Below are 17413 nucleotides of genomic sequence, written 5' to 3'. Positions count from 1 at the left end.
CGCCCCGCCGCCGGGTCCGCCCGTACCGTCCGCGCGGGCCGTCCGCGCGGGCGGAACCGGCCCGGTGGTGGCGGGCGGCGGCAAGATCGGCACGTGCTCCACAATGGGGAGCAGGTGTGCACGGCGCGTACCGTGACCACCTGCCGCCGGCGGTCGGCCGCACCGCAACGCGCGGGAAACACCGCGGTGTGATGATCGGCGTCCCGGCGGCAGCCGAACGCGAGGATGGGTGGTTATGGACAAGCAGCAGGAGTTCGTGCTCCGGACGCTAGAGGAGCGGGACATCCGGTTCGTGCGGTTGTGGTTCACCGACGTGCTGGGGTTCCTGAAGTCCGTCGCCGTCGCGCCCGCCGAGCTGGAGCAGGCGTTCGACGAGGGCATCGGGTTCGACGGCTCGGCGATCGAGGGCTTCGCCCGCGTCTACGAGTCCGACATGATCGCCAAGCCCGCGCCCAGCACCTTCCAGATCCTGCCCTGGCGCGCCGAGGCGCCCGGCACGGCGCGCATGTTCTGCGACATCCTCATGCCGGACGGCTCCCCCTCCTACGCCGACCCGCGCTACGTCCTCAAGCGCATCCTCTCGCGCACCTCCGACCTCGGGTTCACCTTCTACACCCACCCCGAGATCGAGTTCTTCCTGCTCAAGAACAAGCCCGTGGACGGCTCCCGGCCCACCCCGGCCGACTCCTCCGGCTACTTCGACCACACCCCGCAGAACGTCGGCATGGACTTCCGCCGCCAGGCCATCACCATGCTGGAGTCGATGGGCATCTCGGTGGAGTTCTCCCACCACGAGGGCGCGCCGGGCCAGCAGGAGATCGACCTGCGCTACGCCGACGCGCTCGCCACGGCCGACAACATCATGACGTTCCGCCTGGTGATGAAGCAGGTGGCGCTGGAGCAGGGCGTGCAGGCGACGTTCATGCCCAAGCCGTTCTCGGAGCACCCCGGCTCCGGCATGCACACCCACCTGTCGCTGTTCGAGGGCGACCGCAACGCCTTCCACGAGTCGGGCGCCGAGTACCAGCTCTCCAAGGTCGGCCGCTCCTTCATCGCCGGGCTGCTGCGGCACGCCGGGGAGATCTCCGCGGTCACCAACCAGTGGGTCAACTCCTACAAGCGCATCTGGGGCGGCACGCAGCGCACCGCGGGCGCCGGCGGGGAGGCGCCGTCCTACATCTGCTGGGGCCACAACAACCGCTCGGCGCTCATCCGCGTCCCCATGTACAAGCCGGGCAAGACCGGCTCGACGCGCGTCGAGGTGCGCTCCCTGGACTCCGGCGCCAACCCCTACCTCGCCTACGCCGTGCTGCTGGCCGCCGGGCTGAAGGGCGTCGAGGAGGGCTACGAGCTGCCCGCGGGCGCCGAGGACGACGTGTGGGCGCTCTCGGACGCCGAGCGCCGCGCGCTGGGCATCAAGCCGCTGCCGCAGAATCTGGGCGAGGCCATCGACCTGATGGAGCGCAGCGAGCTGGTCGCCGAGACCCTCGGCGAGCACGTCTTCGACTTCTTCCTGCGCAACAAGAAGCAGGAGTGGGAGGAGTACCGCTCGGAGGTCACCGCCTTCGAACTCCGCAAGTCCCTGCCCGTCCTGTGACGGCCGGACCCGCCGACGCCCCCGGCCCGCCCACCGGTGGCGGCCGCCGCCGCAGCGCCTCCGGGCAGCTCCTGCGGTACGGCTTCACCGACCCGGCCGCCGCCGCCCGGCTGCTGGCCGCGCCGGAGCTGGCCGCCCAGCGCGACCACCCGCTGCTGCTGGACGCGCTCGGCGCCACCGCCGACCCCGACCAGGCGCTGCGCGGCCTGCTGCGCCTGCTGGAAGCCCAGCCCGAGGGCGGGGCGCAGGTGCTGCTGGACGCCGTGCTGTCGGCCAAGCCGCTGCGGGACCGGCTGCTGGGCGTGCTCGGCGCGTCCGAGGCGCTCGGCGACCACCTCGTCGGGCACCCCGGGGACTGGCGCTCGCTGCTCACCTACGAGGCGGCCGCCGACCTGCACCCGGGCGTCGCCGAGTTCGAGTCCGCGCTCGCCGGGGCCGACACCCCCGACGCGCTGCGCGTCGCCTACCGCCGGGCGCTGCTGGCGATCGCCGCCCGCGACGTGTGCGACACCACCGACGTCGCCCAGGCCGCCGCGGAACTCGCCGACCTGGCCACCGCCACCGTGCGCGCCGCCCTGGCCATCGCCTCCGCCGCCGCCCCCGAGGACGCCGCGGCCTGCCGGCTGGCGGTCATCGGCATGGGCAAGTGCGGCGGCCGGGAGCTGAACTACGTCTCGGACGTGGACGTCGTCTTCGTCGCCGAGCCCGCCGAGGGCCACGAGGAGACGGCGGCGCTGCAGGCCGCGACCCGGCTCGCCGCGCACCTGATGCGGGTGTGCTCCGACACCACCGCCGAGGGCACCATCTGGCCCGTCGACGCCAACCTGCGCCCCGAGGGCCGCAACGGCCCGCTGGTGCGCACCCTCGCCAGCCACCTGGCCTACTACCAGCGGTGGGCCAAGACCTGGGAGTTCCAGGCGCTGCTGAAGGCCCGGCCCGTCGCGGGCGACGCCGAACTGGGCGCCGCGTACTGCGCCGCCGTCGCGCCGCTGGTGTGGCACGCGGCCGAGCGGGAGAACTTCGTCACCGACGTGCAGCAGATGCGCCGCCGCGTCATCGCGGGCATCCCCGCCGCGCACGTCGAGCGCGAGCTGAAGCTCGGCCCCGGCGGGCTGCGGGACGTGGAGTTCGCCGTGCAGCTCCTCCAGCTCGTACACGGCCGCACCGACGAGTCCCTGCGCAGCGCCACCACGCTGGAGGCGCTCGGCGCGCTCGCCGCGGGCGGCTACGTGGGCCGCCAGGACGCCGGCGACCTCGACGCCGCCTACCGCTTCCTGCGCACCGTCGAACACCGCATCCAGCTCCACCGCCTGCGCCGCACGCACCTCATGCCCGAGGACGAGGAGGCCCTGCGGCGGCTGGGCCGGGCGCTGGGTCTGCGGACCGAGCCGGTCAGCGCGCTGAACCGGGCGTGGAAGCGGCACGCCGCGGCCGTGCGGCGCCTGCACGAGAAGCTGTTCTACCGCCCGCTGCTGGACGCCGTCGCGCAGCTCGCGCCGGGGGAGACGCGGCTGTCGGCCACCGCGGCCCGGCAGCGCCTGGAGGCCCTCGGCTACGCAGACCCGGCCGGTGCGCTGCGCCACCTGGAGGCGCTGTCCTCCGGCGTCAGCCGCAAGTCCGCCATCCAGCGCACCCTGCTGCCGGTGCTGCTCGGCTGGTTCGCCGACTCCGCCGACCCCGACGCCGGGCTGCTCGGCTTCCGCCAGGTCTCCGACGCGCTCGGCAAGACCCCCTGGTACCTGCGGCTCCTGCGCGACGAGGGCGCGGCGGCGGAGAACCTCGCCCGCGTCCTGTCGGCCGGGCGGCTCGCGCCGGACCTGCTGATGCGCGCCCCCGAGGCCGTCGCGCTGCTGGGCAACGCCGAGCACCTCGCGCCGCGCAGCCGGGCGGCGCTCACCCAGGAGGTGCTGGCCGCCGTGGGCCGGGCCGACGACGCCGAGCAGGCCGTCGTCGCCGCCCGCGGGGTGCGCCGCCGCGAGCTGTTCCGCACCGCCGCCGCCGACATCATCGCCGCCTACGGCACCGAGGAGTCGCCCGTCGCGGACGACCCCGGGCCCGCGGTGGACCGCGTGGGCCGGGCGATCTCCGACCTCAACGCCGCCACCCTGGCCGGCGCCCTGCGCGCGGCGACCCGCGAGCGCTGGGGCCCGACCCTGCCCACCCGGTTCGCCGTCATCGGCATGGGCCGCTTCGGCGGGCTGGAGCAGGGCTACGGCTCCGACGCGGACGTGCTGTTCGTCCACGAGCCGCGCGAGGGCGTGGACGAACGGGAGGCGTCCGAGGCGGCGCTCGCCGTCGCGGGCGAGATGCGGCGCCTGCTCCAGCTCCCGACGGCCGACCCGCCGCTGGTCATCGACACCGACCTGCGCCCGGAGGGCAGGTCGGGCCCGCTGGTGCGCAGCCTCGCCTCCTACGCGGCGTACTACCGGCGCTGGTCGCTCACCTGGGAGAGCCAGGCGCTGCTGCGCGCGGAGCCCGTCGCCGGGGACGCGGAGCTGGGCCGCCGGTTCATCGAGCTGATCGACCCGCTGCGCTACCCGGCGGGCGGGCCCGGCCCCGACGCGGTGCGGGAGATCCGGCGGCTGAAGGCGCGCATGGAGTCCGAGCGGCTGCCGCGCGGCGCCGACCCGACGCTGCACGCGAAGCTGGGCCGCGGCGGCCTGTCCGACGTGGAGTGGACGGTGCAGCTCGTGCAGCTCCGGCACGGGCACGAGGTGCCGGAGCTGCGCACGCCGCGCACCCGGGCCGCGCTGGCGGCCGCCCGCGAAGCGGGGCTGGTCGCCGCCGCCGACGCCGAGGTGCTGGACGACGCGTGGCTGCTGGCCACGCGCGTGCGCAACGCGGTGATGCTGGTGCGCGGCCGGCCCGGGGACACCTTCCCCTCCGAGCCGCGCGAACTGGCCGCGGTGGCGCGGTACCTGGGGTACGAGCCCGGGCACGCCGGGGAGCTGCTGGAGGACTACCGCCGCACGACCCGCCGGGCCCGCGCCGTCGTGGAGCGCCTGTTCTACGAGTGAGCCGCAGGGGTCCGGCCGGTGAGCGCACGTCTGCGGCGGGTGGGCGCACGCCTGCGACGAGCGAGCCGCCCGCGCCGCCCGCGTGACGTGCGCCCGCCCGGTGCGCGACGCCGGGCCGGGCCCGGCCCCCCGGCGGCCTCGCGGCTACGACGCGGGCGGCGGCTCCGTCTCGTGCACCGTGGCCACGTCGGCCAGCCCGGAGATGGTCAGCACCGGGGCCAGCAGCGGCGTCGCGAGCAGCTCGATCCGCTCGGCCCGGGCGAAGAACACGCTGAGCCCCGCGCTGTCGAGGTAGTCGACGCCGGTGAGGTCGACGACGACCAGGCCCGGCGCGGCGTCCAGCGCGTCGGCGAGGGTGTCCGCGTTGCTCATGTCGATCTCGCCCACGGCGGTGAGCGTCGCGGCGCCGTCCGGGCGGCGACCGGGGGTGAGGGCGAGCGGAGTGGTCATCGGCTGATCCTCGTGTGCATGTCGACGGTGGTACCGGTCGGCCCGGGGGTCACGGTGACCTGTTGCATCAGCGCCCGCATGAGGCGCAGGCCGCGGCCCCGGTGGGCGGTTCCGTCGGGCTGCGGGGGCCGCGGGGGCTTCCAGCGGCCGCTGTCGGTGACGGTCACCGACAGCTCGTCGACGTGGGCCTCGGCGCGCAGCCGCACGGTCTGGCCGGGCGCGTGGCGGTGGCCGTGCTCGACGGCGTTGGCGCACGCCTCGCCCGCGGCGACCAGCACGTTCTGCACCGTCTGCCGGGGCAGGCCGCACCGGTCGAGCCAGCCGCGCAGCGCCGTGCGGACCGGGGCGAGCTGCGCGGAGCGCGCCGGGAAGGACACCTCCAGCGGGGCCGGGTGCCGGTAGAGCAGCAGGGCGACGTCGTCGTCGAAGCCGCCGGAGGGGGCCAGCCGGGACATGACGTGCGTCGCCAGGTGCTCGATCGCGGTGTCCCGGCCCTCCTGGAGCGCCCGGCCGGCCTCGTCGATGCCCACGGTCAGCGAGCGGCGGCGGCGCTCGACCAGGCCGTCGGTGTAGAGCAGCAGCGTGGCCCGGGGCGGGAGGGTGCACTCCGCCTGCGGGCGCGGCGCCCCGGGCCGGACGGCCAGGGGCACGAACCGGCCGCCCCGCAGCAGCTCGGTGGAGCCGTCGGCACCGGCCAGGATGCCGGGCGGGTGCCCGGCACTGGAGTAGGTGAGGCGGCCGCTGTCCGGGTCCAGTACGCCGCAGAAGACGGTGGTGCACGCCGCGCCCGGTGTGGTGGCGGCGAAGTGGTCCAGCGCCATCAGCGTGCGCGCCGGCTCGGGGTCCTGGAGCAGCAGCGCCCGGCAGGCACTGCGCAACTGGCCCATGACGGTGGCCGCTTCCAGCCCGCGGCCCACGCAGTCGCCGACGACGATGCCGATGCGCCCGTCCGCCAGCGTCACGGTGTCGTACCAGTCGCCGCCCACCTCCAGCGGGCGCGCGGCGGGCTCGTAGCGGACGGCGAAGCCCGCGGGCAGCCGGGCGGGGCCCAGGATGGCGCGTTGCAGGGTGACGGCGGCCTCGCGGTGCTGGTCGATCTGGTGCGCGCGGACCAGGCCCTGCGCGAGATGGCCGGCGAGCAGGGACAGCAGCGTCTGGTCCTGGTCGGTGAAGGGGCGCCGGTGCCCCAGGTCGAGCCAGAGGACCAGCCGCCCGTGCGGGTGGTCCAGCGTGACGCCCGCGCCCCCGGCGTCGGCGACCGGGGACAGCGGCGGCCTCTCCCGCAGCGCGGTCACCGCCGCACGGTGCGGGGCGGGCAGGTCCGCCCACGCCAGGCCGGGCTCGGTGGCGGTCAGCCCGGGGTCCCCGGCGCCGTCGAAGAGGACGGCCAGCACCCGCTGGGCGCGCCACTGCTCCCTGAGCTCCCGCAGCGCCCCCGCGACCGTCTCGGGCAGGCTCGCGGCCCGGGACAGCCGCACGGTCAGCGCCGCCACCGCGGTGTCGCGCTGGATCGCGTGGTGCTCGGCGGTGACGTCGCGGAAGGTGCCGACGACCACCTCGCGGCCGGAGTCGGGGTCGCGCACCTGGTTGTAGGTGGCGCTGACCCACAGCCGGTGCCCGTCGCGGTGGGAGACGGGAATGGTGTAGCTGCCGCGGGGCTGCGCCAGCAGCTCGGCGAAGGCCACCTCGACCTGGCGGTGGGCCTCCGGGTCGCCGACCGGGTCCGGCCACCAGGGGTGGCGCGGGGGGTACGGCAGCCCCTCGGGACCGTAGCCGAGGATGTCGGCGAAGGTGGCGTTGATCTCGATGACGGCGCCCTCCTCGTCGCAGACGAAGAACGCCTCCTGGAGCGAGTCCACGAGCGCCGTGCGCCAGCGGGCGTGGTGGTTGCGCAGGTGCGCCAGCTCCACGCTGGCCCGCACCCGGGCGAGCAGCTCCGCCGCGGTGAAGGGCTTGACGAGGTAGTCGTCGGCCCCGGCCCGCAGCCCCTCGATGGAGGCCTCCTGCCCGGCCCGGGCGGACAGCAGCAGCACCGGCACGGCCGCGGTGCGCGAGTCCGCGCGCAGCTCGGCGACGAGCGACAGGCCGTCCAGGCGCGGCATCATCACGTCGCTGACCACCAGGTCGGGGGCGTGGGCGCGGACGGCGGCCAGCGCCTCCACGCCGTCGGCGACCGCGGCGACGCCGTACCCGGCGCCGGTGAGCAGGCGGGTGAGGTACTCGCGCATGTCGGCGTTGTCGTCGGCGACCAGCACGTGCGCCGCCGGGGCGCCCGGCGCCTGACCCGGGTGGCCCGGGTGGCCCGGGCCCGGGGCCCCGTCGGCGGCCCGGTCGGCCGGATCGCCCGGCAGCCAGCGCAGCGCCTCGTGCACGTAGGGGTCGGCGGAGGCGGTGGCCGGCGCGGACGCCTCCACCACGGCGTCGGGCGGCAGGTGGGCGGAGCCGAAGGGCAGCCGGATGGTGAAGCAGGTGCCCTCGCCCTCGGCGCTGTCGGCGGTGATGGTGCCGCCGTGCAGGCCGACCAGCTCCCGCACCAGGGCCAGCCCGATGCCGCTGCCCTCGTTCGAGCGCGACCGGGCGTTCTCGATCCGGTGGAACCGCTCGAACAGGCGCGGCATCTCGTCCGCGGGCACCCCGACGCCGGTGTCGCGGACGGTGACGACCGCCTGCCCGTCCCGCTCGCGCACCGCGACCCGCACGGTTCCCTCGAAGGTGAACTTCAGCGCGTTGCTCAGCAGGTTGAGCACGACCTTCTCCCACAGGCTCCGGTCCAGGTACACCGGGCGGCCCAGCGGCGGGCAGTCCACCTCGAAGGCCAGGCCCGCCCGCTCGACGGCGGAGCGGAAGACGCTGGCCAGGTCGGCGGTGACGGCCGACAGCTCGGCCGGGCCGTAGCTCGCCCGCATCCGGCCCGCCTCGATGCGGGAGAAGTCCAGCAGGGTGGTGACGAGTTTGCCCAGGCGCAGCCCGTTGCGGTGGATGACCTCCAGCTCCTCGCGCACGCGCTCGTCGGCCGTGCCGAACCGGCTGCGCAGCTCCTCCAGCGGGCCCATGATCAGGGTGAGCGGGGTGCGGAACTCGTGGCTGATGTTGGAGAAGAACGCCGTCTTGGCGCGGTCCAGCTCGGCCAGTTCCTCCGCCCGCCGCTGCTGCTCCCGGTAGCTTCGGGCGCTGGCCACCCCGGTCGCGACGTGTCCGGCGGCCAGCTCGACGAACCCGCGGTAGCCGTCGTCCAGCGGCCGGTACCGGTTCAGCGCGGCCACCAGGAAGCCGTAGGGCGGGCTGCCCTGCTGGAGCAGCGGCACCACCAGCGCCCGGGTGGGCGGCTCCGGCCAGTCCCCGGTGGGCAGGGCGGTGAACGGGGCGCCGTCGAGCGCCACCAGCGCCGACTCGCCCCGGGCGAGCGTCGCCGTGGGCCACACCGCGCCCGCGGCCCGCGGCGGCCCGGCGGCTGCCGCGCTCCCTTCGTCGGCGTGGGCGTGGGCGTCGGCGTGGGCCCCGGCGGGGTCGGCGGCCGCCGTGGGGGCGGGCAGGACCGGTGGCGCGGCCGGGTGGCCGTCGGGGAGCCCGCTGGCGCCCGTCAGCCGGGCGGAGCCGTCGGGCTCGAACAGGTAGGTCGCGGTGAACGGCAGGTCCCGGGGGTTGCGGCCGAGCTGCCGACTGGCGAAGGCCAGCATCTCCTGCTCGGTGCGCACCACGCTGGGGTCGGAACCCAGGTCCCGCAGCGTGGCCATGCGCCGCTCGCCGATGACCCGCACGGTGTCCTCGCTGACCACGCACAGCATGCCGACCACCGAGCCGGCGTCGTCCCGCAGGGGGCTGTAGGAGAACGTGTGGTAGGTCTCCTCCGGGTAGCCGGAGCGCTCCAGGAACAGCAGCAGCGCCTCGTCCCAGGTCGCCCGGCCCGTGGTGAGCACGGTGCGGATGCGCGGGCCGATGTCGTCCCAGATCTCCGCCCACACCTCGCTCGCCGGACGGCCCAGTGCCCAGGGGTACTTGCGGCCCAGGGTGTCCCGCCGGTAGGAGGCGTTGCAGAAGAACGTCAGCTCCGGTCCCCACGCCATCCACATCGGGAAGCGGGACGAGAGCAGGATGCTCACCGCCGTCCGCAGGCTCTGCGGCCAGTTCTCGGGGGGCCCGAGCGGTGTCGCGGTCCAGTCCACCCGGGCCAGGTCCAGCCCGACCTCGCCGCCCGCGGTGAAGACACCCGGCACCGGGGAGGCCGTCGGTCCGTCCGTGGCGTCATCGGATCGTGTCACTGCGCACCCCTGCCGTTCCGCCTGCTCCGCCCCGCCTGCCCGTGCCACGGACGCCAGTCCGGTGACGCGGTACGTAGGATAGGTCAGTCGCCCGGCCGGGCGAGCACCGCACGACCGACCGGAGAGGGGCGGGGGATGAGGGGGACGGACGCCACCGCCGCCGCCCGACCCGCGGATTCGGCCCCCGGGCCGACCGGAACGGACGAGGAGCGGCGCGTCGCCGCGACCGGCCGACCCACCGCAGCCCCGGCCCCCGACGGCGCCCCCCACCGCGCGGAGGGGACGGCGGCGGCCCCGGCCGGAACGCCCCGGGACGAGGCCGTCGGCCCGCCGACCGCCGTGCGGAAGTTCCCGGCCGACCCGGTCGGCGGCGTGGGCGACGAGACCGCCGCGCGCCCCCCGGCCGCCCCAGCCCACCATGACGCCCCCACCCGAACAGGAGACCCGGTGTCCGAGCGCTCCCTGACCGTCGCGACCCAGCCCCATCCCGCCGGAGCCCGGGTGGTGACGGTGACCGGCGAACTCGACCTGGACACCGCACCCCGGCTCCGCGACACCGTGGAGGAGCTGGCCTTCCACCCCGGGGCCCGCACCGTCTTCGACCTCACCGGCCTCACCTACTGCGACTCCACCGGCATCACGGTCCTCGTCACCGCCCACCAGCGCGCGCAGGCCGCCGGCAGCTCGCTGCACTTCGTCGGCCTCAGCTCGGACCTGCTCCGCGTGTTCCAGATCGTCGGACTGGACCAGGTCTTCTCCCTGCACCCGAGTCTCGACCAGGCACTGGCCTGACCACGGGGGCCGCCCCCGGCCACGGGGCCCGCCGGGGCGCCGGGCGGGCCGGCGCCGGGCGGTGCCGCCGTCGTCACACCGGGTGCCTGGCCAGGGCCGGTTCCTCGCGGGGGGAGGGGATCGTGCGGGGCAGGGCCGGGAGCTGGGCTCCGTACCACCACCAGGCGAGCGCGAACCCGACGGCCAGGCACAGCACGCCGCCGACCGCGTCCAGCCAGAAGTGGTTGGCGGTGGCGACGATGACCACGAGCGTCAGCACCGGGTAGAGCGCCCCGAGCGCCCTGACCCACAGCGGACGCGCCAGCAGCACCAGCAGCACCCCGCACCAGGTGGACCACCCGATGTGCATGGACGGCATCGCGGCGTACTGGTTGGAGACGTTGGCCATGTTGCCCGAGGCCATCGAACCCCAGGTGTCGTGGACGAGCACGGTGTCGACGAAGCCGCCGCCCGTCATCAGGCGCGGCGGGGCCAGCGGGAAGAAGTAGTAGCCCAGCAGCGCGACGCCCGTGGTGACGAACAGGGCCGTCCGGGCGGCGGCGTAACGGCCGGGCTGCCAGCGGTAGAGCCACACGAGCACGCCGATCGTCACGACGAAGTGGAGCGTGGCGTAGTAGTAGTTCATCGTCACGATGAGCCACGTCACGCTGTTGACGGCGTGGTTCACCGCGTGCTCGAACCCGAGCCCCAGGGCGCGCTCGACGTCCCAGATCCAGTGGGCGTTGCGCATGGCGATGGCCTGGTGCTCGGGCACCGCGTTGCGGATCAGGGAGTACACCAGGTAGCTGACGGCGATGAGGGCGAGTTCGAACCAGATCACCGGTCGCCCGGGGGCGCGGCGTACGGCTCGCCCGTCCTGCGGTGTGTCTGCCGCGTCCGCCTCCGGCGGCGTCGCCGTGGCCACTCGGTCGTCACCCTCGCGTCGCGTTGTCGGTACCCCCATGTCGGGTCAGTCTGCCAGACCGCCGCGCGGCCCCGATCATCCTCCCGGGGGGTTCGGGCCGCACCCGGTCCTCCCCAGGGGGTAGGGGTGCCGTGCGGGTTCCCCGGGAACACCGCGCAGGCCCGCGGCGGACGCCGCACGGGTCCCGCCGCGGGCGCCGCACGGGTCCCGCCGCGGGCGCCGCACGGACCCCGCCGCGGACTCCCGGCGGACGCGGGCGGGTCCCAGGGCCGCCCCCGCGGTGGCGCCTCCCACGGCAGCCGTCGGCCGTACCGGGGTCGCCGTGTGTGTTCGCGGCAACCGGACCACCGGGCGTAGCGTGGTGCAGAGCTGGACCGCACGTCGCCGAGCGCGGAAGGACGGACCTGATGACCGGCGCCCTGTCTCCTCCGCTCCCGCCCCGCACCCGCCCAAACGGGCCCACCGTGCGGACCGCTGCCGATGCCTGAGGGTCCCCCCGTGCCCGCCGCCGGACTCTCCCCTCCGCCCGAGCCCGCCCCCAGCGGCGAGCCGGGCCGTCCGTCCGGCGCCGCGGCGCCGGACTCCCGCCGCTGCCCGGACCACGGCACCCCGCCCCCGCCCGCCGGGGGCGGCGCGCCGGAACCGGAACTGCTGGACCTGGTGGACCAGGCCGTCGTGGTGTGCGACGCAGCCCGCGTCGTGGTGCGGCGCAACCGCAGCGCCGCGGAGCTCTTCCCGCGCCTGTGCGTCGGCGAGGTGCTCAGCGAACCGGTGGCCGGACCCCTGGCCCGCGCGGCCGCCTCCGGCCGGGAGCGCTTCGACGCCGACTTCGGCGGGCGGCGGCTGGCGGGGCACGTCCGCCGCTGGCGTGGGCAGCGGGTGTGGCTGGTCCGCGACGACAGCGCCGTGCGCGAGCGCGAGGACGCCCTGCGGGCGGAGCGCTCCCGCGCGGCCTTCCTCACGGACGCGGGCAAGCGGCTGGGGGCCACCTTGCACCACGGCCGCACCGCCCGCACGGTGGTGCGCCTGGCGGTGCCGGTGCTGGCCGACGCCGCCACGGTCGTCCTGCCCCTGCACGGTCGCCGCACCGCCTGGCACCGCTACGACGGCGCGGAGACCGGCGGCAGCCTGGGCGGTCCCGCCCTGCGGCGGGCGCCGCGGCTGGCGGACGCCCTGTCCGGCCTGGACCCCCAGCCGGTGGAGTGCACGGCTGCGGAGCTGGCCCCGCTCGGCGACGCGGTGCCCGGTGCCCTGGCCGACGGCGGCCAGGGCCTGGTGGTACCCCTGCCCGGCAACGGCGTGCCCGCCGGCGCGCTGCTGCTCGTGCGCGGCCCCGGCCGGGAGGCGTTCTCCGAGACCGACCACCAGCTCGCGGGCCGGTTCGCCGCGCGGGCCGGGATCGCGCTCGCGGCGGCGGCGTTCTACACCGCGCAGTCCCACACCGCGTCGGTGCTCCAGGCCGGACTGGAGCCCGAGCCGCTGCCCCGCGTCCCGCGCCTGCGCCTGGGCGCCGCCTACCGTCCCGCCCAGGTGGCCCTGTACATCGGCGGCGACTTCTACCACGTGACGCCCAGCGCCGCCGGGGGAGTGGACTTCTTCTTCGGCGACGTGTGCGGCAAGGGCGTCGAGGCGGCCGTGCTCACCGGCCGGGTCCGGCAGAGCCTGGCGGCGCTCGCGCTCGTGGAGACCCGCCCCGTGCGCAGCCTGCACCTGCTCAACCAGTCGCTGCTGGACAGCGGGAACGAGCGCTTCACCACGCTCGTGACCGGCTCGGCGCGCCCGGCCGCGGACGGCGGCGTCGAGGTCACCGCGGCCGGCGGCGGGCACCTGCCGCCGCTGGTGCTGCGGGCCGACGGCACCGTGGAGGCCGTGGAGGTGGGCGGCACCCTGGTCGGCATCCTGCCCGACCCGGTGTTCGACCAGGTGCGCGTCCGCCTGGCGCCGGGCGAGGTGCTGGTGCTCTACAGCGACGGCGTCACCGAGGCGCGCGGCGGCCCGGAGGGCGACCGGATGTTCGGGCAGGAGCGGCTGACGCGGCACCTGGCCGAATCCTGCCGCGGGCTCCCGGCCGGTGCGGTGGCCGAGCGGGTCGAGCTGCTCACCACCGAGTGGCTGGGGGACCGGCCGCACGACGACATCGCCGTCCTGGCCCTCCAGGCCCCGCCCGCGCGGGGGGCCCGCCCGTGACGGCCACCCCGGCGCCGGACGGCGCTCCGGACGCCGCCGTGGTGGCGGCCGCCCCGGTGGACGCCGGCGGACCCGTGGTCACCGACGCGGTGCGCGCGGCCTTCGACGCCTGCCTGGCCGACGCCGACGAGGACGGCGCCCGCGCGCTCGCCCTGGAGCTGCTGGACCGGGGCAGCGGCGCGGAACGCGTGCTGCTGGAGCTGGTGGCCCCGGCCCAGTTCAGCGTGGGCGAGCGGTGGGCGGCCAACGAGTGGAGCGTGGCCCAGGAGCACGCGGCCACCTATGTCAGCGAGCAGGTCGTCGCCGCCCTGGCCGCCCGGACCCGCGCCCGGCCCGCTACGGGCGCGGTGGGCAGCGTCGTGGTGACCTGCGCGGACGGGGAGTGGCACGCGCTGCCCGCCCGCATCCTGGCCGAAGTGCTGCGGCTGCGCGGCTTCGCCGTCCGGTTCCTGGGCGCCCACGTCCCGGCCGCCCACCTGGTGTCCTACCTGCACCAGCACGGCCCCGACCTGGTGGCGCTGTCCTGCATGCTGCCGGTGCGGCTGCCGGCCGCACACCGCACGGTCCAGGCCGCCCGGCTGACCGGCGTGCCCGTGCTGGCCGGGGGCGCGGGCTTCGGCCCGTCCGGCGTGTGGGCCCGCACGGTGGGCGCCGACCTGTACGCCACCGGCGCCGCCGAGGCCGCCGACCTGCTGAGCGCCCGGTGGCCGCCGCCGCTGAGCGGCCACCCCGCCCTGGCGCACCTGGCCGACGACGAGTACACCCGGCTCGCCCGGTCGCGCGGCGACCTCCTGCGGCAGCTCACGGAGGGCCTGGAGGCGCGCCTCCCCGCGATGCGCCACTACGACGAGCGGCAGCGCGAGGCCACCGTGGAGGACCTGGGCCACCTGCTGGACTTCCTGACGGCGGCCGTCTTCGTCGACGACGCCCGGGTCCTCACCGCCTTCCTCACCGCCAGCGCCGGCATCCTCGCCGCGCGCGGCGTGCCCCCGGCCGGCCTCGACTTCGCGGTGGCCGGTCTGCGGGAGCCGCTGCGCGCCTTCCCCCGGTGCCTGGGCATCCTGGACGCCGCCCACCGCCACCTGGCCGACGCCGGGCACACCCACCCCGCCCCCTGAAACCCCGACGGGATCGCCCGTCCCGCCCGTGGACGGCACCGCGCCGCGCTCCGCCGCCCGGCCCGCGCCCCGCCCGCCGCCTCCCGTCCTGACCCGGCGGCCCGGACCCGGCGCGTCCGCCCCGTGCGGTGTCCGTCCCGGCCCCGCGCCGCGTCCGCCCCGCCGCTCGCGGTCCACCGAGCGCGACCGCGCCCCGGGCCCGTCAGGGCGCGACGGCGGCCCAGACCTCCTTGCCGTCCGGCAGGTGGCAGACTCCCCACGCGCTGCTGAGCCGCTCCACCAGGTGCATGCCGAAGCCGCCCTGGAGCCCCGGCTCGCGCACGGCCGGCGCCCGCACGCTCGCGTCCCCGACGGCGACCCGCACGAGCCCGTCCCGCAGGCACAGCTCCAGTTCCGCCGGGCCGCCCGCGTGCCGGTGCACGTTCGTCACCAGCTCCGAGACCAGGAGCACCACCGTGCCCGTCTGCTCGCGCGGGCAGCGCCACTCCGCCAGCACCCGGCGCACGTGCTCCCGGGTGCGGGCCAGCGCACCGCGCTCGTGCGGCACCCGGCACCGGAAGGGGGGTACGTCGAACGGGTGGGCCATGGCGGAGTCAGACATCGCGGACCGCTTCCCCGACGGTGGCGTACCGCGGCAGGCGGCCCCGCACGCCCGTGGTGGCCAGTACCGTGTCGATCTCCGGACGGACGCCCACCAGCGCCACCCGCCCGCCACCGGGCACCACGGCACGCCACGCGGTCATCAAGGTGTTGATCAGCGACGAGTCACCGAACTTCACACCGGAGGGGTCCACCACGAGCCGGGTGGACCCGGCGGCGACCGCGTCGGCCACGGCGCGGCGGAGGGCACCGACACCGTCGTGGTCCACCTCACCCGTGACCACCATGAGCGCCCGCCCGGCGCGGATATCGACGTTCACATCCACATCCACACCCACACCCGGTACGTCGTCCCAGGGCCGCTCCACCTCGACTCCACCTCGACCGATCCTTCCCGCCGGTTCCGTACTTTCCAGCGTCGCCACCACAGTAAACACCGCCCGCGTCGTACGCCCGCGCGCGCTCCCCGGAGCGCTTGGGGCGCGCGGTTGGCGTCGCGCCCGGAGGACTGTCTAGGCTGCTGGGCGCCCATGATGCCTCCGCTCGGCTCCGCCGCAAGGGATCGGCCCGCTGCAAGGATGAGGTGACACGTCGATGCGCCAGCAGGCTCCGGCGGCGGGCGACGCGCGCCGGGTGCCCAGACCCGCGCCGCCGCCCGAGGACGCGGAGGGCGCGCGCATGGCGGCGGTGCGCCGGTACGGCCTCCTCGACGCCCCGCCCGAGGGGGTCTTCGACCGGCTGGCCGCGCTGGCCGCCCGCCTCCTCGACGCGCCGGTGGCCACCGTGTCGGTCGTCGACGCCGACCGGGTCCGGTACAAGGCCGCCCGCGGCCTCGGGGGCCTCACGCACGTCGACCGGGAACCGGGCCTGTGCGCGTCCGCCGTCCTCCAGGACGCCCCCCTGGTCGTCCCGGTCGCGCGCGCCGATCCGGTCGCGCGCCACCACCCGCTGGTCACCGGGCCCCCGGGTGTCCGGTTCTACGCCGCGGCGCCCCTCGTCACCGAGGACGGGCACCGGCTGGGCACCGTCAGCGTCATGGACACCCGCCCCCGCCACCCCACCGAGGCCGACACCGCCACACTCGTCGACCTGGCGGGGATCGCGATGGACGCCCTCCGGCTGCGGCTGTCCGCCGTGCAGACCACGCGTCGCGCGCGGCACCGGGTCGCCGCCGAGCAGGAGCAGACGGCCGTGCAGGAGCGCCGGGCCGCCACCGAGCGCGCCGCGCGCGAACAGGCCGAGGAGGACAAGGCGGCTCTGGCCTCCTTCGCCTCCGCCCTGCAACGCACCCTGCTGCCCCCCGCGCTGCCGGGCGTGCCGGGCCTGGAGCTGGCCTGCCACTACCACGCCGCCTCCACCGACCGGGTGGGCGGCGACTTCTACGACGTCTTCCCGCTCGCCGACGGGAGGTGGGCGTTCTTCCTGGGCGACGTGTGCGGCAAGGGCGTCGAGGCCGCCGCCGTCACCTCGCTGACCCGCCACACGCTGCGCGCGGCGGCGCACTTCGACCCCCGCCCCCGGACCGTCCTCACCTCGCTCAACACCGCGCTGCTGACCGACGTCTCGGCCGGCAGCCGCTTCTGCACCGCCGTCTTCGGCACCCTCGCACCGCGGTCCGGGGGCGGGTTCACCGTCTCGGTGGCCACCGGCGGCCACCCGCCGACCTACCGCCTCCTGCCCACCGCCCCCGGCGACGCCGCTCCCGTCCGCGTCGAGGAGGTGCCGCTCAGCGGCGGCATGCTCGTCGGGGCCTTCCCCAGCGCCCACTTCGCCGAGACCACCTTCGACCTCCTGCCCGGGCAGGCCCTGCTGCTCTACACCGACGGCCTCACCGAAGCGCGCACCCGGGACCAGGCGATGCTCGGTGAGGAGGGGCTGGTCGCCTTCCTGGCCCGCCGCACCGGAGCGCAGCGCGCGAGCGCGCTCATCGAGGACACCACCGCCCTCGTCGACTCCCTCCCCGACGGCGCGCAGGACGACGTCGCGCTGCTCGCCCTGTCGGTCCCCACCGTCCCCACCACCACCGCCGCCGACGTGGTCGCGACCACGCACGCCACCCCTGCGCCCCACCCCGACGGCCCGGAGCACTGAGCACAGCCATGGACGAGCACCTGACCATCCGCCTGCACCACACCCAGGGCGCCGTGGTCGTCGCCCTCAGCGGCGAGGTGGACATCGACACCGCGCCGGACCTGCGCCGCAGCGCCCACCAACTGGTGGAGGAGGGGCACCAGGACCTGATCATCGACATGGGCGGCGTCACCTTCTGCGACTCCACCGGGCTCAGCGCGCTGATCGGCATCTGGCACACCACTCGCGAGGCGGCCGGGACCATGTCGCTGGTCGCCATACCGGACCGGCTGCACCGCATGATCACCGTCACCGGCATCAGCGAACTGCTGCCCACCTACCCGACGACCGCCGCCGCCCTGACGGCCCACCCGCCGCCCGGCGCCGGGCCCGCCACCGGGCGCTGACCGGCCGGCGTC

At 76.4% G+C, this 17413-nt stretch carries 12 protein-coding genes; 7 read left to right on the top strand and 5 right to left on the bottom strand.

What is annotated here, in order from left to right; translation table 11 throughout:
• Window positions 1-235 precede the first annotated feature (235 nt).
• Window positions 236-1597, top strand: coding sequence for a gamma-glutamylpolyamine synthetase GlnA2 (glnA2, locus tag OSB71_RS02650; RefSeq protein WP_265943703.1), 1362 nt, complete (start codon window positions 236-238; stop codon window positions 1595-1597).
• Window positions 1594-4614: a bifunctional [glutamine synthetase] adenylyltransferase/[glutamine synthetase]-adenylyl-L-tyrosine phosphorylase gene (locus tag OSB71_RS02645; RefSeq protein WP_265943700.1), complete on the top strand. Its 3021-nt coding sequence runs from the start codon at window positions 1594-1596 to the stop codon at window positions 4612-4614. The genes glnA2 and OSB71_RS02645 overlap by 4 nt, the downstream gene beginning before the upstream one ends.
• A gap of 144 nt (window positions 4615-4758) precedes the next feature.
• Here the strand turns inward: OSB71_RS02645 and OSB71_RS02640 are convergent, their stop codons facing one another.
• Together OSB71_RS02640 and OSB71_RS02635 are read right to left on the bottom strand one after the other, a co-directional pair.
• Window positions 4759-5064 (bottom strand): STAS domain-containing protein, encoded by a 306-nt coding sequence (locus tag OSB71_RS02640; protein WP_265943698.1) that lies wholly within the window; start codon window positions 5062-5064, stop codon window positions 4759-4761.
• A complete protein-coding gene (locus OSB71_RS02635; RefSeq protein ID WP_265943696.1) occupies window positions 5061-9323 on the bottom strand; it encodes a SpoIIE family protein phosphatase in 4263 nt (1420 codons plus the stop codon). The genes OSB71_RS02640 and OSB71_RS02635 overlap by 4 nt, the downstream gene beginning before the upstream one ends.
• Before the next feature lie 135 nt (window positions 9324-9458).
• Between OSB71_RS02635 and OSB71_RS02630 the strand changes: the two genes are divergently transcribed.
• Complete coding sequence (locus tag OSB71_RS02630) at window positions 9459-10115, top strand: STAS domain-containing protein (protein WP_265943694.1); 657 nt, start codon at window positions 9459-9461, stop codon at window positions 10113-10115.
• 73 nt (window positions 10116-10188) lie between these two features.
• Here OSB71_RS02630 and OSB71_RS02625 read toward each other — a convergent pair whose 3' ends face one another.
• Complete coding sequence (locus tag OSB71_RS02625; RefSeq protein ID WP_265943692.1) at window positions 10189-11058, bottom strand: phosphatase PAP2 family protein; 870 nt, start codon at window positions 11056-11058, stop codon at window positions 10189-10191.
• A gap of 441 nt (window positions 11059-11499) precedes the next feature.
• Here OSB71_RS02625 and OSB71_RS02620 point away from each other — a divergent pair, with 441 nt between their 5' ends.
• The gene (locus OSB71_RS02620) at window positions 11500-13206 is read left to right on the top strand and encodes a PP2C family protein-serine/threonine phosphatase (RefSeq protein ID WP_265943690.1); all 1707 of its coding nucleotides are present in this window, start codon (window positions 11500-11502) and stop codon (window positions 13204-13206) included.
• Window positions 13203-14324 carry a cobalamin B12-binding domain-containing protein gene (locus OSB71_RS02615; RefSeq protein ID WP_265943688.1) on the top strand — a complete coding sequence of 374 codons (1122 nt, stop codon included), beginning with the start codon at window positions 13203-13205 and terminating at the stop codon, window positions 14322-14324. Before OSB71_RS02620 ends, OSB71_RS02615 begins: the two co-directional genes overlap by 4 nt.
• 202 nt (window positions 14325-14526) lie before the next feature.
• Here OSB71_RS02615 and OSB71_RS02610 read toward each other — a convergent pair whose 3' ends face one another.
• Window positions 14527-14925: an ATP-binding protein gene (locus OSB71_RS02610; RefSeq protein ID WP_265943686.1), complete on the bottom strand. Its 399-nt coding sequence runs from the start codon at window positions 14923-14925 to the stop codon at window positions 14527-14529.
• Window positions 14918-15352, bottom strand: coding sequence for an STAS domain-containing protein (locus tag OSB71_RS02605; RefSeq protein WP_265943684.1), 435 nt, complete (start codon window positions 15350-15352; stop codon window positions 14918-14920). Before OSB71_RS02605 ends, OSB71_RS02610 begins: the two co-directional genes overlap by 8 nt.
• A gap of 166 nt (window positions 15353-15518) precedes the next feature.
• Here OSB71_RS02605 and OSB71_RS02600 point away from each other — a divergent pair, with 166 nt between their 5' ends.
• Both OSB71_RS02600 and OSB71_RS02595 read left to right on the top strand, forming a co-directional pair.
• Window positions 15519-17015 carry a PP2C family protein-serine/threonine phosphatase gene (locus OSB71_RS02600; RefSeq protein WP_265943682.1) on the top strand — a complete coding sequence of 499 codons (1497 nt, stop codon included), beginning with the start codon at window positions 15519-15521 and terminating at the stop codon, window positions 17013-17015.
• A gap of 8 nt (window positions 17016-17023) precedes the next feature.
• A complete protein-coding gene (locus OSB71_RS02595; RefSeq protein WP_265943680.1) occupies window positions 17024-17401 on the top strand; it encodes an STAS domain-containing protein in 378 nt (125 codons plus the stop codon).
• Window positions 17402-17413 lie beyond the last annotated feature (12 nt).

Origin of the sequence: Streptomyces marinisediminis, from assembly GCF_026262575.1 — a bacterium.
GTDB classification, from domain to species: Bacteria; Actinomycetota; Actinomycetes; order Streptomycetales; family Streptomycetaceae; genus Streptomyces; species Streptomyces marinisediminis.
Note: the sequence above shows the minus strand (reverse complement) of the source record. Positions and strands in the feature narration are given on the sequence as shown.